Origin of the sequence: Haloferax sp. AS1, assembly GCF_014530665.1 — an archaeon.
Classification (GTDB): Archaea; Halobacteriota; Halobacteria; order Halobacteriales; family Haloferacaceae; genus Haloferax; species Haloferax volcanii.
This window is the reverse complement of the sequence record NZ_SPSA01000001.1, coordinates 74,700-91,721: the sequence shown is the minus strand read 5'-3', so window position 1 is coordinate 91,721 and position 17,022 is coordinate 74,700. Positions and strand designations below refer to the sequence as shown.

Here is a 17,022-nt window from a genome sequence, read left to right as displayed (position 1 = left end):
AGCGGCACGCGACGCGCTCGGACGCGACCGACTACGCCGAGTCGGCGGCGTCGTCCGCGGTCGGGTCGGCGTCGTCGCTCGATTCCGCGTCGGCGCCATCGTCGTCAGCCGCAAGCTGCGCGAACGTTTTTTCGGCCCACTTGACCGCGTAGCTCGGGCCGTGGTCGCGGTACGCCGCGGTGTCCAGCGCCGAAAACGGCGCGGGGAGGTCGCGGCCGTGTTTGACGGCCGAACACGCGAACTCGGTCGCCTCGGCGAACGAGAGTCTGCCGAGCGCGACGAGCCGCGGGAGATTTTCGAGGCGGTCGTCGAGGCGGCCGCCGGCGTCGACCCACGCCTCGTGGAGGCGGTCGTGGTCGCCCTCCCACGACGCGAACGCCTCGCGGGTGTGGAGGCCGACCCAGCCCTCGTAGAGGGCGGCGGCGACCTGATACGTCTCGCTCGGGCCGAGCGGCGTCGCCGCCGCGAGGTCGGCGTACTGCTCACCGAAGAAGGGGAGGAAATGTTCGGGAATCTCGTCGTTCCCGGCCTGCACGAACGCCTCGGCGATGAGGAAATCCAGAAAGTCGTCCGGCGTCCCCTTCGCGCGGTACTTCACCAGCACGACCGGCGGCGCGGTCTGTCGGGACCACGACACGGTGCCGTCGCCGGGCATCCCGATGGTGAAATCCGACGACGCGTAGCGCCGAAGCTGTTGGGGCGCGTCGTCCGGTAGCCACTCGGCGGGGTACGCCGCCGGGGAGAGCGAGTCGACCACCAACCCGAGGTTTTCGGCGGCCTCGGGGGGAATGGTGTCGAAGTCACCGGCCACGTCCAACACGAGCGCGCCGGGGGCGTAGTCGTCGCGGACCGATTCGAGGTCCGACGGCAGGCTGCGCGTCTCGAACATCCGTTCAGGCGATGCTCATCCCGACGAACACGACGGCCAGCAGGGCCGACACGCCGACGGTACCGAGCACGATTTTCGTCGCTTGGCTCATAGTGGCACGATTAGGGGCCCGCCGCTTAACTGTTACACTCTATCGTCGGTCGAATCTCCAGTCGAAACGGAGGGGTTCGGGGACGCGGCCCACGGTCGGCGGTCACACGGGCCGGTCAGGTCGAAGAAGCGAGAGAAGCCGGTGGCGTCGTCGGCGTCGCGGTCAGGGGACGAGCTGTTCGCCGTCGTCGTCGAGGATGCGGATGGCCTCGACGGGGCAGACGCGGGCGGCGAACTTCGCGTCGAACTCGGCGTCCTCGGGAATCTCGCGGACGAAGACGCCGTCGTCGGTCTCCTCGGCGTCGACGAGGTCGGCCTTACCGTCGTCGACGTTCTTCTCGAAGCCCTCCCACTCGTCGACACACTGGAACATGCCGATGCAGGTGTCGCGGTCGTACTCGACTTTCATGCGCCACCGTACCGCCGGGCCGTACAAAGCCCTGCCGACGCGGGACCGGTGCGCCCGCGACCGAACCGACCCGATGGCTTAAACCGGGGGACGGTCCAAGGGGGATGCAATGCGAACTGCGGATCTGACGGGCCTGCCGACGGGGGTTCCCGAGGCCCTCCGCGACGAGGGCATCGAGGAGTTGTACCCGCCGCAGGCCGAGGCCGTCGAAGCCGGCCTGACGGACGGCGAGAGCCTCGTGGCCGCCGTCCCGACCGCGAGCGGGAAGACGCTCATCGCCGAACTGGCGATGCTGTCGAGCGTCGCGCGCGGCGGGAAGGCGCTGTACATCGTCCCGCTCCGGGCGCTCGCCTCCGAGAAGAAAGCCGAGTTCGAGCGCTGGGAGGAGTACGGCATCGACGTGGGCGTCTCGACCGGCAACTACGAGTCCGACGGCGAGTGGCTCTCCTCGCGCGACATCATCGTCGCCACGAGCGAGAAGGTCGACTCGCTCGTCCGGAACAACGCGGCGTGGATGGACCAACTCACCTGCGTCGTCGCCGACGAAGTCCACCTCGTCGACGACCGCCACCGCGGGCCGACGCTGGAGGTCACGCTGGCGAAGCTCCGCCGACTCAACACGAACCTGCAAGTCGTCGCACTCTCGGCGACCGTCGGCAACGCGGGCGTCGTCTCCGACTGGCTCGACGCGGAGCTCGTCAAGTCCGACTGGCGACCCATCGACCTCAAGATGGGCGTCCACTACGGCAACGCCGTCTCCTTCGCCGACGGGAGCCAACGCGAGGTGCCGGTCGGCCGCGGGGAACGACAGACGCCCGCGCTCGTCGCCGACGCGCTGGAGGGCGACGGCGAGGGCGACCAAGGCTCCTCGCTCGTCTTCGTGAACTCGCGGCGCAACGCGGAGTCCGCGGCCCGCCGCATGGCCGACGTGACGGAGCGGTACGTCACCGGCGACGAGCGCAGCGACCTCGCGGAGCTCGCCGCCGAGATACGCGACGTGTCCGACACCGAGACCTCCGACGACCTCGCCAACGCGGTCGCCAAAGGCGCGGCGTTCCACCACGCGGGACTCGCCGCGGAACACCGAACGCTCGTGGAAGACGCCTTCCGCGACAGACTCATCAAATGCATCTGCGCGACGCCGACGCTCGCCGCCGGCGTCAACACCCCGAGCCGCCGCGTCGTCGTCCGCGACTGGCAGCGCTACGACGGCGACTACGGCGGCATGAAACCGCTGGACGTGCTCGAAGTCCACCAGATGATGGGTCGCGCCGGCCGCCCCGGCCTCGACCCCTACGGCGAGGCGGTGCTGTTGGCGAAGGACGCGGACGCCCGGGACGAACTGTTCGAGCGGTACATCTGGGCCGACGCGGAGGACGTGCGGTCGAAGCTCGCGGCCGAACCCGCGCTTCGGACGCACCTGCTCGCCACGGTCGCCTCCGGCTTCGCCCACACCCGCGAGGGGCTGCTCGAATTCCTCGACCAGACGCTGTATGCGACCCAGACCGACGACCCCGAGCGACTCGGACAGGTGACGGACCGCGTGCTCGACTACCTCGAAGTGAACGGGTTCGTCGAGTTCGACGGCGAGACCATACGGGCGACGCCCGTCGGCCACACCGTCTCGCGACTCTACCTCGACCCGATGAGCGCCGCCGAAATCATCGACGGCCTCGAATGGGCCGCGGACCACCGAACCGAAAAGCTCCGGGCGCTCGCGGGCGAGACGCCGGAGAAGCCGACGCGAGACCGAAGCGAATCCGACGAATCCGGCGGCTTCCAGCGGGCAAGCGAGATGGTCGCTGACGACGGCGACGGTGGAGGCGGCGAAGACGGGGTGGGCGCGAACGGCGACGGCGACAGCGACGACGCCGACGGGGTCGAGACGGACCGGACGTATCCGACGCCGCTCGGTCTCTATCACCTCGTCTGCCGGACGCCCGATATGTATCAGCTCTACCTGAAGTCCGGCGACCGCGAGACCTACACGGAACTGTGCTACGAGCGCGAACCGGAGTTCCTCGGGCGCGTTCCCTCGGAGTACGAGGACGTGGCGTTCGAAGACTGGCTGTCGGCGCTGAAGACCGCGAAGCTCCTCGAAGACTGGGTCGGCGAGGTGGACGAAGACCGCATCACCGAGCGCTACGGCGTCGGCCCCGGCGACATCCGCGGGAAGGTCGAGACCGCCGAGTGGCTCCTCGGCGCGGCCGAGCGACTCGCCACCGAACTCGACCTCGATTCGGTGTACGCGGTCCGCGAGGCGAAAAAGCGCGTCGAGTACGGCGTCCGCGAGGAACTGCTCGACCTCGCCGGCGTCCGCGGCGTCGGCCGGAAGCGCGCCCGCCGGCTGTTCGAAGCCGGCGTCGAAACTCGGGCCGACCTCCGCGAGGCCGACAAATCGCGCGTCCTCGCCGCCCTCCGGGGTCGCAGGAAGACCGCGGAGAACATCCTCGAAGCCGCGGGGAGAAAGGACCCGTCGATGGACGAGGTGGACGAAGACGACGCGCCGGACGACGCCGTCCCCGACGACGCCGGCTTCGAGACGGCCAAAGAGCGCGCCGACCAGCAGGCCAGTCTGGGTGATTTCGAATGAGGCTCGTCGAAGCCGAGGCGACCGTCTCGGACCTCGATTCGTTCATCGCGGCCGTCGGCGACGTGGCCGACGAGACGGGCGCGACGGTGCAGGCGTTCGACGCCCGGTACGTCGTGGACCGCGCGCACCTCGAACGAGCGGTCGAGCTCGCCGACAGGGCCATCGCCCGCGGCAACGAAATCGCCCGCGACCGCGCCGTCGAAATCCTCCTCTACGCCAGCGGCCGCCGGCAGATTAACCGCGCGTTCGAAATCGGCGTCTCGGAAGGGACGCTCCCCGTCGTGGTTCTCGTCGACGGCGGCGACGAGGCCGCCGCCGAGGCCGCGCTGTTCGACCGCCTCGACCTCGAACCCGCAGAGACCCTCGGTGATTACGACGAGAGCCTCGTCCGCGACGTGTTCGACGTGGGCGAGACGGAGTTGCACGTCGTCGACGGCGACCTCCCCGCGCTGGTCAGAGAGCGAGTGGCGCTCCTCGCGGTCGACCGCTAAGCGGGTTTCGCGGCCCGTATCGGCCGTATCCGGTGGTCCCGCGAATCCGTACTCAAAAACTCCACTCGAAACAAACCCCTTGGGTTTTCGAATCCCACCCCTTCGTTTCAACTGGAGAGCAGGGGACAGCGTAGCCTCGAAGCGCGTGAGAATCGGAGAAATAGTCCCACCAGGATTCGAACCTGGGTCGTTGCCCCCAGAAGGCAACAGGATTGGCCACTACCCCATGGGACTTCGCATCAGTTCGTACTTCGCGGGTATTTGTAAACGTTGCGTGTCGATTCCGCCGTGGGATTTCGTCGCACGGCGACGGACAGACGTGCATAAACCGCCAACTATTTCCCCCTATTCTATCCACTGTCGTGTATGTACGTCGGACGTTTCGTCGTCGTTGGTCCCGGAATCGGTGCGTATCGCGTCTCCTCTCGGTCCTTCCCGAACCGACGGGTCGTCGACCGGGACGACGCCTTGACCGTCGGGCCGACGCCCGACGCCCCCGAGACCGACAACCCCTACATCGCCTACAACTGCGTCCGCGAGGGCGGCGACTACGTCGTCGTCGGCAACGGCTCGCAGGTCGACCCCGTCGCGGAGAAACTCGACCTCGGCTACCCGCCGCGCGACGCGCTCGCGGAGATTCTGCTCGCGCTCGACTACGAGAAAGACGACTACGACACGCCCCGCATCGCTGGCGTCGTCGGCGACGACGAGGCCTACATCGGCATCGTCCGCAAGGACGCCCTCGTCGTCGAAGCCGTCACCGAACCGACGCTCGTGGCGACCTACGAGGAAGACGACCCGCGCGCGTTCGACCTCGACGCCGAGACCGCCGCCGACGCGGCCCGCGAACTGTACGACCACGAGTTCGAACACGCCGTCTGCGCCGCCGCCGCGACCGTCGGCGACGCCGTCGAAACCTCCTTCTACAACGGCGAATAGCGCCGCCGCGGCCCGAGACTTTTCAGCCGCGACGCCGTACACCGAGCCATGCGTCTGGGCGTCATCTCGGACGTGCACGGGAACCTCCCGGCACTCGAAGCGGTGCTCGAATCGATGCCCTCGGTCGACCGACTGGTCTGCGCCGGCGACGTGGTCGGCTACAACCCGTGGCCCGAGGAGTGCGTGTCCGAACTCGCAGAACGGGACGTGCCGACCGTCTCGGGGAACCACGACCGCGCGGTCACGTCGGGGACCGGCTTCCGCTTCAACAGCATGGCGGCCGCGGGCGTCGACTACGCCCGCGACGCGCTGTCGCCGGCGTCGATGGACTGGCTCTCGGCGCTTCCGAAGACCCGGACGCTCGCCGACGGCCGAGTCAAACTCGCCCACGGCCACCCGAACCACCCCGACCGCTACACCTATCCCGACGACTTCTCGCCGTCGCTCCTCGACGACGAGGACCTGCTGGTGTTGGGCCACACCCACGTGCAGGGCCACCGAATCTACGACGACGGAATCGTGCTGAACCCCGGTAGCGTCGGCCAGCCCCGCGACGGCGACCCGCGGGCGGCCTACGCGGTCGTCGACCTCGACGCGATGGAAATCGAGGCGGAACGCGTCAACTACGACATCGACCGCGTCGCGGAGCGCGTGCGCGAGGCCGGCCTGCCGGAGCGACTGGCGAGTCGGCTGTACGAGGGAAAATAGGGGAACGCGAGTAGCCGTCCTGAAGCCGTCAGTTCGACACCGGTTCGAGCCGCGCCGAGAAATGCCGAAGCTCCTTCATCGGCGGCTCCGCGACGATTTCGAGGCCGCCGTATTCGCCGGCCGAGGCCATCACCTTCGCGGCCGTCTCGGCGACGTGTTCGAGGTGTTCGCGGCTGTATGTGCGCCGCGGGAGCGCGAGGCGCACGAGGTCCGGCCGGTCGGTGCCGGGGAACGCGAAGCCGCCGAGTTCGACGCCGCGAACGCCGCCTTCGAGGTAGAGCGCACAGACGAGTTCCTGTCCGGGGAACTCCTCTTTCGGGATGTGCGGGAACACCTCGCCGGCGTCGAGGTAGACCGCGTGCCCGCCGGTCGGCTGGTAGACGGGGACGCCGGCCTCGACCAGCAGGTCGCCCAGTTCGGCCACCTGCTCGACGCGGTCGGTCACGTACGGCGGCGTGACGGCCTCGCGGAGGCCGACGGCCATCGCCTCGATGTCGCGGCCCGAGAGGCCGCCGTAGGTGGGAAAGCCCTCGAAGAGGATGGCGCGCTGTTTCGCGTGTTCGAACACCGTCTCGTCGCGCATCGCGGCGAAGCCGCCGATGTTGACGAGGGCGTCCTTCTTCCCGGACATCGTGATGGCGTCTGCGTGTTCGAACTGCGCGCGGGCGATTTCGGCGACCGAGTGGTTCTCGTAGCCCGCCTCGTGGGTCTTGATGAAGTGGGCGTTCTCCGCGAACCGACAGGCGTCGATGACGAACATGGCGTCGATGTCGCGGGCGAACTCGGCGGTGGCGCGGATGTTCGCCATCGAGACCGGCTGGCCGGCGACGGAGTTGTTCGTGATGGTGAGGGCGACGACGGGAATCGCGTCGGCCCCGACCTCCTCGACGAGCGCGTAGCCCGCGTCGATGTCGAAGTTTCCCTTGAACGTCTCCGTCGAGTTGGGGTCGCGAGCGGCGGGCGACGGGCAGTCGACCGGCTCCGCGCCCTGATTGACGACGTGGGCGCGGGTCGTGTCGAAATGGGAGTTGTTCGGCACCACGTCGCCGTCCTCCAAGAGGACGCCGTAGAGGACGTTCTCAGCGCCGCGGCCCTGATGGGTCGGCACGACGTGCTCGAATCCCATCACGTCGCGGACCGACTCCGCGAGTCGGGCGAACGACTCGCTGCCGGCGTAGGCCTCGTCGCCGCGAATCATCGCGGCCCACTGCTCTGCGGACATCGTTCCCGTCCCCGAGTCGGTCAGGAGGTCGATGTACACGTCGCGAGCGTCGAGGTTGAACGCGTTGTAGCCGGCGCGTTCGAGGGCGGCCTCGCGCTCCTCGCGCGAGGGGAGTTCGATGGGCTCGACCATCTTCGCCTTGTACGATTTCATGCCCGCAATAGGCCCGCGAATGTGAAGTAATCGGCAGGCGGAAAATCGAGGGGCGACGCCCGGTTTTCGGCGCTCGTGGACTGGTGTGTGCATCGGTGTCGCCGGCTGTTCCGTTCTCGCCACGAGCCGACTTCAGCGACCGCCGACGACCACCGGTCGAGGGATGTCACTTTCGAGGACGCGAGCGCGCGAGAAACAGCTTCGAGAGCAGCGACGAGAACCGGCTCAGAACTCGTCTTGGATGATGCCGAGCGTCTCCTCGCGGTCGTCCCACGCCACGAAGATGGCGACGGAGGTCGCGGAGGTGATGGCGTCGTGGATGTTGATGCCGGCCTCGGACAGCGGCTCGACGATGTCGAGGATGACGCCGGGGCGGTTCGGGAGTTCGCCGCCGGTGACGCGGACGACGGCGATGTCGTCTTCGACGGTGACCGACGACAGCGCGTCGTCGGCGACGACGCGGTCGTGGAGGACGGCCTCGGCCCGGTCGGAGTCGTCTTCGAGGACGTAGAGCGTGATGGAGTCCATCCCGGAGGCGACCGAGTCGACGTTGATGTCCTCCTCTCGGAGGGCGGTCGAGAGGTCCGCGAGGATGCCCGGTCGGTTGCGAATCGCCCGCCCGGCGACGGTGAGACACGCGAGGGGCTCTTCCTGCATGTCGATGAGGTTGTGGAACTCGCCTTCGATGAGCGTCCCGCCGGTGAGCAGGTCGCCGTGCTGGTAGTGGACGACGCGAACGTCCAGCGCCGCGTCCTTGTACGAGAGCGCCGACGGCGCGACGACCTCGGCCCCGCGGAACGAGAGGTTCCGAAGCTCGTCGACGGTGATGCGGCCGACGTTGCGCGCGCCTTCGACAACGCGCGGGTCGCCGGTCATGACGCCCTCCACGTCGGTCACGATGACGACCTCGTCGGCGTCCATGTAGTTGCCGAGCATCACGGCGGAGGTGTCGGAGCCGCCGCGGCCGAGCGTCGTGATTTCGCCGTCGTGGTTCTGCGCGAGGAAGCCGGTGATGACCGGGACGACGCCGTCGAGTTCGGCGGCGAGCTTCGCGGCCCGCTCTCGGGTCGCCTCGACGTCGACCTCGCCGAGGTCGTTCGTGATGACCGGCCACTCGTCGGTGCCGGGTTCGACGAACAGGGCGTTGACGCCGCGGGCGGCCAGCGCCGCCTTGAGCATGCGCACGCTGGTCCGCTCGCCCATCGAGACGATTTCGGCGCGGTCGCGGTCGTCGGCCTCGAACTTGATTTCGTCGAGGAGGTCGTCGGTCGTCGAGCCCATCGCGGAGGCGACGACGGCGATTTCGTGGCCGTGTTCGACGGCCGCGGCGATGGAGTCGGCGGCGCGGTTGATTCGGTCGCCGCTCCCGAGCGAGGTGCCGCCGAACTTCGCGACTACGCGCATCGTTCCTCCGGTGCGTCGCGTCGCTTCGGGGCTTCGTTGGTAAACATGCGAGGGGCTAACGCGGGGGGACGTATAACTATGTCCTCCGATTCAACCGTTGCCGTCACCCGCGAATCCGGCGCTGAGACGGCCCGTACCGACGCCTCGCGGGCGGAGATTTATCACCGAAGCCGCGGAACGTTCGGGCATGGATGTCAGAGACGCCGTTGACACCGACGCCGAGGCGCTCGCCGCCGTCGCCGACGCGCCGATACGGGCGATGCGTCGGCTGATACGCGACCGGACGGTCCGCCTCGCCACCGCCGAGACGAGTTCGGACCCCCACGCCGACGCGCCGGCCGACGACGAACCGGTGCTCGGCTTCGTCGGCTTCGACGTCCGCGACGGCGTCCTCCACGTCACCCGCCTCGGCGGCACCGAGGCGGCGGTGCGGCGACTGCTCGAAGAGCCGCTGCGCTTCGCCAGCGCCGAAGACCTGCCGGTCGAGGTGCTCGTCCTCGAATCCGAGGCCCCGCTGTGCGAGGCGGTCGAGCACGTCGGCTTCGACCGCGTCGGCCACGGCCCGCGGTTCGAAGGGTCCCCGACGCTCCGGTACGTCCTCGACGAGACGGGATAGTCGAGCCTCGCGGCCGGCGAGAACCGACGGAGGGAATACATACCTCCCGCTCGTCAGGTGGTCCATGACCGAACGACGCGAGAGACGGCCGCCGGAAGTGAGACGGCCGTGACGGCGGTCGAAGAGCTGTTCGTCTCGCTCGCCGGCTCGAACCCGGTGATGCAGGGCCTCCTCGGCGGCATCGTCATCGCCGGGATGAACATGCTCGGCGCGCTCCTCATTCTCGTCTGGCGCGACCCCTCGAAGCGCTCGCTCGACACGCTCCTCGGCTTCGCCGCCGGCGTCATGCTCGCCGCGAGTTTCACGAGCCTCATCCTCCCCGGCATCGAGGCGGCGGGCGGGAGTCCGATTCCCGTCCTCGTCGGCTTCGTCATCGGCGTCGTCGTCCTCGACCAAGCCGACCTGTGGATTCCGCACGTCCACATTCTCGTGACCGGCAAGACCCGAGCGGACGCCCCGGAGACGGACAAAAAGATGGCCTCTGTCGTCCTGTTTATCGTCGCCATCACCATCCACAACATGCCCGAGGGCCTCGCCGTCGGGGTCGGGTTCGGCTCCGGCGACCTCGGGACCGCCGTCCCGCTGATGCTCGCCATCGGCATCCAGAACATCCCCGAGGGGCTGGCCGTCTCCATCGCCGCCGTCAACGCCGGGCTTCGGAACACGACCTACGCGACGTTCGCGGGCATCCGCGCCGGCCTCGTGGAGATTCCGCTCGCCGTCTTCGGCGCGTGGGCCATCCAGTACGCCGCGGCGCTGCTCCCCTACGCGATGGGCTTCGCCGCCGGCGCGATGCTGTTCGTCATCTCCGACGAAATCGTCCCCGAGACGCACTCGAACGGCCACGAGCGCGTGGCGACGTTCGGGACGATGGTCGGCGTCGTCGTGATGCTCTACCTCGACGTGACGCTCGGGTAGTCGAATCGAGTTAGCGCGTCCGAATACGGCGACCGTCGAGGAACTGTGTAACGGGAGTTCGAGTGGAAGCGAAGGGGTTCGGTGGGCAGTTCGCAGGCGGAGAAGCCGCCGTCGAGCGCGCGTCAGTCGTCCGCGAGCGGCGGCTCGGACGGGACCTCGTGGTCCGAGAGCCCGGCGGTCGGCGCGAGGAACTTCGCCGGGTCGAACGCGTCGAGGTCGTCGCCGGCGGCCACGCGCGCCGGCCAGTCCGGGTTGGCGAGCGCGCTCGTGCCCAGCGTGAACAGGTCCGCGCCGGCGTCGACGGCGGCCCGCGCCGCGTCCGGGTCGCCGAGACCGCCGTTGGCGATGACGACCGTGTCGTCGGTGACGTACTCGGCGGCGGCCTCAGCGAGTGTCGGACCGTCCGCGCCGAAGGTCGGAGTCGTCGCGTCGGTCTCGGTCGTGTGGACGTAGTCGGCTCCGGCCGCCGACAGCTCCTCGAAGAAGACCGCGGCCGCGTCCTCGCCCTCGGGCCACTCGTAGTCGCCGTCGGTCACTTTCTCCTGCGAGACGCGGATGCCGACGACGAACTCCTCGGGAACCGCGTCGGTGACCGCCGAAAGCACCTCGGCGGGGAATTTCACGCGGGACTCGGGACCGCCGCCGTACTCGTCGTCGCGTCGGTTCGCGTCCGCCGCGAGGAACTCGTTGAGCAGGTAGCCGTTCGCGCCGTGGAGTTCCACGCCGTCGAAGCCGGCTTCGACCGCGTTCGTCGCCGCCCGCACGAACCCCTCGCGGGCGGTTTCGAGGTCGGTCTCGTCGGCCGCCTTCGGGACCGCGAACTCGCCGCTGCCGCCGTAGGCCTCGGCCTTCTGGCCGTCGGGCTGGACCGCGGAGGGCGCGAGCGTCCGGTCGCCGTCGAGGTGGGGGTTGCCCTGCGACTGCGCCCCGGCGTGCATCAACTGCGCGAAAATCGGCGTGTCGACCTCGTGGACGGCGTCCGTGACGGTCGTCCACGCCTCGACGTGGTCGTCGGTGACGAGTCCCGGCTGGTTCAGGTAGCCCTGACTGTACGCGTCGTCCGTGTAGACGCCCTCGGTGACGAGAAAGCCGAAGCCGCCGTCGGCGAACTTCCGGTAGTAGTGGGCCATCTCGTTGGTCGCCAGTCCTTCGTCGGTGGCGCTGATGCGCGTCATCGGTGCCAGCCCGACTCGGTTGGAAAGCGACAGGTCGTTCAGGCTCGTCGCGTCGAACAGCGCGTCGTCGGTCATCACCGATTCTGTGGGCGTCGCGGATAAAAAGCGACGGTGGAATGGTCCCGGTCGCCGCACATCCGGCGTGCTATCAGGGAGCATACTGGTAGGAGAGCGGTCGCTGAGTCGAACGGTCGTCAGTAGTGAAACGGTCGCGCCTCAGGAGAACTTCCGGACCGTCATGTTCAGCGTGTCGAGGTCGACGATGGGCGCGTAGCCGGCGTCGGGGTCGATGTTGACCGATTTCTGGAAGTCGGTCTGGGCCTGCCAGCAGCCGGAGTTGACCGCGAGGACGTTGTGGTACTTGCCCCAGCCGAGCTTGTGGACGTGGCCGGTGTGGAAGATGTCGGGCACGTCCTCCATGACGAGGTAGTCGAGTTCCTCGGGCGCGAGGCGGGTGTGGCCCCCGAACTGCGGCGCGACGTGACGCTTTTTCAAAAGCTGGTACATCGCCTTGTGCGGCTCGTCGTAGCTCGCCTTGTCCGCCGGCAGCTCGGCGATAACCTCGTCGAGCGAGACACCGTGGTACATGAGCACGTTGACGCCTTCGAGCGTGACCATCGACGGGTTGCTCGTGATGCGGGCGTCGTGAGCCGACATGATGTCGCGGAGTTCGTCGTCGAAGCCGGGTTGGGGCTCCGCGAGTCGGACCGCGTCGTGGTTGCCCGGAATCATCACGATTTCGAGGTCGCCGGGCACCGATTTGAGGTGCTCGGAGAACGCCTCGTACTGCTCGTAGATGTCGATGACGTCGAGTTCTTCGTCCTGATTCGGGTAGACGCCGACGCCTTCGACCATGTCGCCGGCGATGAGGAGATACTCGATGCGCGCTGCCTCCTCGGTGTGGAGCCAGTCGGCAAAGCGGTTCCACGCGTCGGCCATGAACTCCTGACTGCCGACGTGCACGTCGGAGATGAGCGCCGCCTGCACGTCCCTGTCGGCGGTGTTGGGGCGGTGGCTCCGCGGCACGTCGGGGAAGTGCATCGAGTCGACGAAGAGGATGCCCGCGTCGCCCGACAGCGTCCCCTGGACCGCGATGCACTCGTCCATGAGGAGTTCGTCGACGTAGCCCGCGATGTCCTTGTCCTTCATCACGAGACAGGGGAACGTCCCCGTCGTGTCCTCGAGGTCGATAATCCAGTGGCCGCTCTTGGTGGAGCGCACGTCGTCGACGAGGCCGATGAGTTCGGCGTCCTCGCCGCCGGACATGTTCGAGATGGCCTTCGCGGGGCGGTGGTTGACGCGCCCGCGGAGCAGCTTCGAGAGCTTCTCGTAGCGGTCGCGGAACACCTTCACGAAGTCGTCGTACTCGCCGGTCCCCGTCGACTGGCCGGTCATGTCGTTGGCGATTTCGAGGGACCGAAGCGCCGGGTCGACGTTCCGACCGCCCGGTGTCCCCTGCGCTTCGGCTGGAGCAGACTGGTCGGTGTGGGCCGCGTTGTCGTGCGATGTTGCAGCGGAAACGGAGGGGTCTGATGCGGCGGAGGCGGACACGTCGGCGTCCGCGGCGTTCGCAGCGTCCGCAGCGGCCGGGGGCGTCGGTTCGGTTCCCGACGGGTCCGCGGCGGGGGCGGACGCGAGCACCTCGCGGACGTGGTCGGCGGTGATGCGAAGCGCGTCGTCCGGGGCGGCTTCGACGACGCGGGCGAGGGTTCGGCCGGGGTCGTCGGAGCCGGCGATGAGGGTCACGGCCTCGCGTTCGGCGTTGTAGCCGCGACCGACGAGCGTCCGGACGATGCGCGCCGGCGTCTCCAGTGGCACACCCGGAGTGCGCGACACGCGGCAAAAAGGATGCCGAAACCCAGAACGTTGAAACCCAGTCCGGGTAAACTGGGAGTGATGAGTGACGACGATGGCCGCCCGCCCTCCCCCGACTCGCGGCGCGGTCCAACCTCCGACGAAGGCGTGCTAACTCGGCTTCGGACGGCAGAGGAGGGGCCGCTTCTGTTCGTCCGCGAACTCCTGACGAGCGCGCTCGCCGTGTTGGCCGTCGGGTTGCTCCTGTTCGCGCTGAGCGGCGTGTGGCCGCCGATGGTCGCCGTCGAAAGCGGGAGCATGGAACCGCACATGCACAAAGGCGACCTCGTGTTCATCACGGGACCGGAGCGATACGCCCCCGACTCGGCGGTCGAGGGGACCGCCGTCGTCACGGCCGAGACGGGCGCGGAGGTCGACTACCGGAAGTTCGGCGGCCCCGGGAGCGTCATCGTCTACGACGACCCCGGGTCGGCAGGTCCCCCGATTATCCACCGGGCGATGTTCTGGGTCGACGACGGAGAGAACTGGTACGACCGGGCGAACCCCGAGTACATGTCGGCCGACAACTGCCGAGAACTCGCCAACTGCCCCGCCGAGTACAGCGGCTTCATCACGAAAGGCGACAACAACCCCCGGTACGACCAAGTAAGCGGTATCGCCGACCCGGTCCGCCCCGAGTGGGTCCAAGGCGTCGCGCGAATCCGTATCCCGCTTCTCGGGTGGGTTCGGCTGACGCTCGCCAACTCGATGGCGACGACGACGCCGGTCGCGCCCGCCCCTGTCGAGTTCGTCGACGTGCCGACGATGGAAACGGCGGTTCCCGACGCGTCGACGGCAAACGCGGCGGGAGGCGACGCGCCGGGAAGCGACGCGGCGTCGACGACGGCACCGCTTCGGGTCGAAGCGGGGAACACACCGATGCGGACCGCCGCGCTCGCGGCGTGACGCGAGTGCACTAAAAGCGTCGGACTTCGGGACTTCGTTCTTCAGTTTCAGTTGTCGAACCGCGCCTGCACGAACGGCTGTGCGCTCTCGATGTCGCCGAGTCGGGAGTCCGTCAGCAGGACGGCCTCGGTCTCGTCGATGGGGACGGACAGGCTGATTTCCTTGGTCCGGCCGTAGCGGCCCTTCGAGACGACGACGGCGTTGACGATGCCGAGCATGTCGAGTTCCGAAATGAGGTCGGTGACGCGGCGCTGGGTCAGCACGTCGGCGTCGATCTCCTCGCAGAGGCGCTTGTAGATGTTGAACACCTCGCCGGTGTTGATGTTGCGGACGCCGTTTTTCTCCAGGAGGATGATGGCGAAGAGGACGATTTTCGACTGCGTGGGCAGGGTGCGGACGACCTCGACCACCCGGTCGAGTTCGATTTTGTCCTGCGCCTGCCGGACGTGGGCCTCCTCGACGGTGTCGGCCTGCCCGCGCTCCGCGAGTTCGCCGGCCGTGCGGAGCAAGTCGAGCGCGCGCCGGGCGTCGCCGTGTTCCTGCGCGGCGAACGCGGCGCACAGCGGAATCACGTCGTCGGTGAGCGCGCCGGGCTTGAACGCCACGTCGGCGCGGTGCTGGAGGATGTCGCGGAGTTGGTTCGCGTCGTACGGCGGGAAGACGATTTCCTCCTCGCCGAGGCTCGACTTGACCCGGGGGTCGAGGAAGTCGGTGAACTTCAGGTCGTTCGAGATGCCCATGATGGAGATGCGGGAGTTATCGAGTTCGGAGTTCATCCGCGAGAGGTTGTACAGCGTGTCGTCGCCCGACTTCTCGACCAGTTTGTCGATTTCGTCGAGCATGATGACGACCACCCGCTCTTTGTAGTCGACGGCGTCGAAGAACGTCGTGTAGACGCGGTCGGTCGGCCACCCGGTCATCGGCACCGTCTCCATCTCGTCGGCGTCGTCGTCGAGTTCCGCCGCGCGCTCGTCGATTTCGGCGATGGAGTCGTACGGCGTCTCTTCGAGGGCGTTGGGGTCTTCGGTCGCCCGCGTGCGCATCTCGTCGAGGCGCTCCTGTTCGGCCTCGATGCGCTCGACGTTCTTCTCGATGAACTTGTTCGCCAACTGCGCGAGCACGCGGTACTGCGTGTCCGTCACCTCGCAGTTGATGTACTCGACCTCGCAGGGCACGTCGTACTTCTGGGAGGTGGATTCGAGTTCCTGGCTGACGAACTTCGCGCTCGCGGTCTTCCCGGTCCCCGTCTTCCCGTAGATGAGGATGTTCGACGGCGTCTCCCCGCGCAGGGCGGAGACGAGAATCGTCGCCATCTGGTTTATCTGGTCGGTCCGGTGCGGGAGTTCGTGTGGCGTGTACGACGGGCGGAGGACTTCCTTGTTCTCGAAAATCGGCTCGCCGGCGAGAAGGTCGTCGAACAGCCCCTTCGACCCCTCGTCGTCGTTGAGAACGACTTTGTCGAGGCCGACGTCGGGGTCTTTGTGCTGGTCGAGATCCTCGTCGGACGCGTCGGGCGCGTCGGCGTCGGGACCGATGCTCGCCTGAATGTCGATGTCTTCGGGCGACACGTCGTCCTCGACGGCGGAACTGTCGGCGGAACCGTCACCGCCGGACGCGTCGTTACTGGGTGTGTCGTCGGTGTCGGTGCCAGCATCGGCGTCGGCGTCCGCGCCGCCGTCGTCCGGCGTGCTGTTCCCGGCTTCCCCTCGTGCGCCGCCTCGCGGATTCTCTTCCTCGTCCATCGTGAATACCCCTTTGTTTCAAGTGGAATAGTCGCCCGCGGCGGCGTATAGGGTGCGTGAAGCCGGTGATAGTCGGCATTTACGCATCACGCCGAAGAAGGCGATTCCAGATGATGCAAAGGAACCAAACGAACAGTCGGTACAAAAATCTTACTTCTCCGACCCGTCCGCCGCCGTTCGACCGGAACTCGGCCGGGCGGGACCGTTTCAACACGAGAACCCGCGCGTATCAGTTTCGCTCCCCCGGCGATGTCGTCAGTACCGGCGGTCGCTGGGAGACGAACCAGATGGCGAACGGGCGAATCGAGCCGCGTCGGAAAGTCGGCTCGGCTCGAGTCGAGTCGAAACAGGTCGAGTCGGCCGAGTGGTGGGTAACGAGTTGCGCCGGCAACTGCGCGGCAGCGTGACTGAACGATGGTGGGTAGCCGGATGGGTGTCGGAGACCGAGTACCGACAGTAACTGAGCGGTGGCGGTGACTGACCAACGGGCGTCGTTGGAGTGGAACTCGACGTGCGATGTGTCCCCGACAGAAAACTCGATGGGAGTAACCCCTTCGTTTCGCGTGGAGATATCCGAATAACGATTTGGACGAATTCGGGTAGTAGAGCGAGTATCGACCTTGTGTAACGTCTCGATTTCTCCTGTAATTAACTGTCGTTCTCCAGTTCGACGGGAAACCCCTGCGTCTCGGTTCCCCCACACCCCATCGTTTCAGGTGGAGCAGCGAACACGAGGGGAGGGGGGTTCGGTAGTCTTTGTATAGCGGTGGTTTTATCACAGATATCCGCATACCAAACCCGTAGTAGAGAGAAAACGGATAATATTACTCATCCTCTCTATTCAATTAACATTCGACCGCCGTCTAGCGGTCTCCCCCCCCCCCCCCCCCCCCCCCCCCCGCCCGGCGCCGCC

General features: G+C 67.6%; 14 protein-coding genes and 1 tRNA gene. 7 read left to right on the top strand and 8 right to left on the bottom strand.

The annotated features are described in order from the left end of the window. Positions 1 to 31: 31 nt before the first annotated feature. Complete coding sequence (locus E4P24_RS00440; protein ID WP_188147963.1) at positions 32 to 889, bottom strand: hypothetical protein; 858 nt, start codon at positions 887 to 889, stop codon at positions 32 to 34. Positions 890 to 1,142: 253 nt separating this feature from the next. Next, the gene (locus E4P24_RS00435) at positions 1,143 to 1,388 is read right to left on the bottom strand and encodes a ferredoxin (protein WP_004065879.1); all 246 of its coding nucleotides are present in this window, start codon (positions 1,386 to 1,388) and stop codon (positions 1,143 to 1,145) included. A 109-nt stretch (positions 1,389 to 1,497) separates the two neighbouring features. On the opposite strand from E4P24_RS00435, the gene E4P24_RS00430 reads away from it, so the two are divergent. Together E4P24_RS00430 and cgi121 are read left to right on the top strand one after the other, a co-directional pair. Then, complete coding sequence (locus E4P24_RS00430) at positions 1,498 to 3,981, top strand: ATP-dependent DNA helicase (protein ID WP_115801965.1); 2,484 nt, start codon at positions 1,498 to 1,500, stop codon at positions 3,979 to 3,981. Then, positions 3,978 to 4,472 carry a KEOPS complex subunit Cgi121 gene (gene cgi121, locus E4P24_RS00425; protein WP_115860717.1) on the top strand — a complete coding sequence of 165 codons (495 nt, stop codon included), beginning with the start codon at positions 3,978 to 3,980 and terminating at the stop codon, positions 4,470 to 4,472. Before E4P24_RS00430 ends, cgi121 begins: the two co-directional genes overlap by 4 nt. 161 nt (positions 4,473 to 4,633) lie before the next feature. Here cgi121 and E4P24_RS00420 read toward each other — a convergent pair. Further along, positions 4,634 to 4,706 (bottom strand) — tRNA-Gln (locus tag E4P24_RS00420). Between the two features lie 132 nt (positions 4,707 to 4,838). Here E4P24_RS00420 and E4P24_RS00415 point away from each other — a divergent pair. Further along, the gene (locus tag E4P24_RS00415; RefSeq protein ID WP_188147962.1) at positions 4,839 to 5,411 is read left to right on the top strand and encodes an IMP cyclohydrolase; all 573 of its coding nucleotides are present in this window, start codon (positions 4,839 to 4,841) and stop codon (positions 5,409 to 5,411) included. Between the two features lie 48 nt (positions 5,412 to 5,459). Continuing rightward, positions 5,460 to 6,119, top strand: a complete 660-nt coding sequence (locus E4P24_RS00410; protein WP_004065886.1) for a metallophosphoesterase — start codon at positions 5,460 to 5,462, stop codon at positions 6,117 to 6,119. A gap of 28 nt (positions 6,120 to 6,147) precedes the next feature. Here E4P24_RS00410 and E4P24_RS00405 read toward each other — a convergent pair whose 3' ends face one another. Then, complete coding sequence (locus tag E4P24_RS00405; protein ID WP_115860721.1) at positions 6,148 to 7,494, bottom strand: tryptophanase; 1,347 nt, start codon at positions 7,492 to 7,494, stop codon at positions 6,148 to 6,150. Positions 7,495 to 7,719: 225 nt separating this feature from the next. After that, positions 7,720 to 8,898: an aspartate kinase gene (locus E4P24_RS00400; protein WP_188147961.1), complete on the bottom strand. Its 1,179-nt coding sequence runs from the start codon at positions 8,896 to 8,898 to the stop codon at positions 7,720 to 7,722. A 187-nt stretch (positions 8,899 to 9,085) separates the two neighbouring features. On the opposite strand from E4P24_RS00400, the gene E4P24_RS00395 reads away from it, so the two are divergent. Both E4P24_RS00395 and E4P24_RS00390 read left to right on the top strand, forming a co-directional pair. Continuing rightward, complete coding sequence (locus E4P24_RS00395) at positions 9,086 to 9,514, top strand: hypothetical protein (protein ID WP_004044961.1); 429 nt, start codon at positions 9,086 to 9,088, stop codon at positions 9,512 to 9,514. Between the two features lie 108 nt (positions 9,515 to 9,622). Then, positions 9,623 to 10,432 carry a ZIP family metal transporter gene (locus E4P24_RS00390; RefSeq protein WP_013035623.1) on the top strand — a complete coding sequence of 270 codons (810 nt, stop codon included), beginning with the start codon at positions 9,623 to 9,625 and terminating at the stop codon, positions 10,430 to 10,432. Between the two features lie 122 nt (positions 10,433 to 10,554). Here E4P24_RS00390 and E4P24_RS00385 read toward each other — a convergent pair whose 3' ends face one another. Next, the gene (locus E4P24_RS00385; RefSeq protein WP_188147960.1) at positions 10,555 to 11,682 is read right to left on the bottom strand and encodes an NADH:flavin oxidoreductase; all 1,128 of its coding nucleotides are present in this window, start codon (positions 11,680 to 11,682) and stop codon (positions 10,555 to 10,557) included. A 141-nt stretch (positions 11,683 to 11,823) separates the two neighbouring features. Further along, positions 11,824 to 13,425, bottom strand: a complete 1,602-nt coding sequence (locus E4P24_RS00380) for a DNA-directed DNA polymerase II small subunit (RefSeq protein ID WP_115860725.1) — start codon at positions 13,423 to 13,425, stop codon at positions 11,824 to 11,826. A gap of 144 nt (positions 13,426 to 13,569) precedes the next feature. Here E4P24_RS00380 and E4P24_RS00375 point away from each other — a divergent pair, with 144 nt between their 5' ends. Continuing rightward, entirely contained in the window at positions 13,570 to 14,367 is a 798-nt protein-coding gene (locus E4P24_RS00375; protein WP_115860813.1) for a S26 family signal peptidase, read from the top strand. Positions 14,368 to 14,414: 47 nt separating this feature from the next. Here the strand turns inward: E4P24_RS00375 and E4P24_RS00370 are convergent, their stop codons facing one another. Next, positions 14,415 to 16,109 carry a Cdc6/Cdc18 family protein gene (locus tag E4P24_RS00370; RefSeq protein WP_004044954.1) on the bottom strand — a complete coding sequence of 565 codons (1,695 nt, stop codon included), beginning with the start codon at positions 16,107 to 16,109 and terminating at the stop codon, positions 14,415 to 14,417. Positions 16,110 to 17,022: the final 913 nt, after the last annotated feature.

What these genes read in the sequence shown, in the direction of transcription:
- E4P24_RS00400 (WP_188147961.1), bottom strand. Translation starts at nt 8,898, where the DNA reads ATGCGCGTAGTCGCGAAGTTCGGCGGCACCTCGCTCGGGAGCGGCGAC.
- E4P24_RS00385 (WP_188147960.1), bottom strand. Translation starts at nt 11,682, where the DNA reads ATGACCGACGACGCGCTGTTCGACGCGACGAGCCTGAACGACCTGTCG.
- E4P24_RS00370 (WP_004044954.1), bottom strand. Translation starts at nt 16,109, where the DNA reads ATGGACGAGGAAGAGAATCCGCGAGGCGGCGCACGAGGGGAAGCCGGG.
- E4P24_RS00395 (WP_004044961.1), top strand. Translation starts at nt 9,086, where the DNA reads ATGGATGTCAGAGACGCCGTTGACACCGACGCCGAGGCGCTCGCCGCC.
- E4P24_RS00430 (WP_115801965.1), top strand. Translation starts at nt 1,498, where the DNA reads ATGCGAACTGCGGATCTGACGGGCCTGCCGACGGGGGTTCCCGAGGCC.
- E4P24_RS00405 (WP_115860721.1), bottom strand. Translation starts at nt 7,494, where the DNA reads ATGAAATCGTACAAGGCGAAGATGGTCGAGCCCATCGAACTCCCCTCG.
- cgi121 (WP_115860717.1), top strand. Translation starts at nt 3,978, where the DNA reads ATGAGGCTCGTCGAAGCCGAGGCGACCGTCTCGGACCTCGATTCGTTC.
- E4P24_RS00415 (WP_188147962.1), top strand. Translation starts at nt 4,839, where the DNA reads ATGTACGTCGGACGTTTCGTCGTCGTTGGTCCCGGAATCGGTGCGTAT.
- E4P24_RS00410 (WP_004065886.1), top strand. Translation starts at nt 5,460, where the DNA reads ATGCGTCTGGGCGTCATCTCGGACGTGCACGGGAACCTCCCGGCACTC.
- E4P24_RS00440 (WP_188147963.1), bottom strand. Translation starts at nt 889, where the DNA reads ATGTTCGAGACGCGCAGCCTGCCGTCGGACCTCGAATCGGTCCGCGAC.
- E4P24_RS00435 (WP_004065879.1), bottom strand. Translation starts at nt 1,388, where the DNA reads ATGAAAGTCGAGTACGACCGCGACACCTGCATCGGCATGTTCCAGTGT.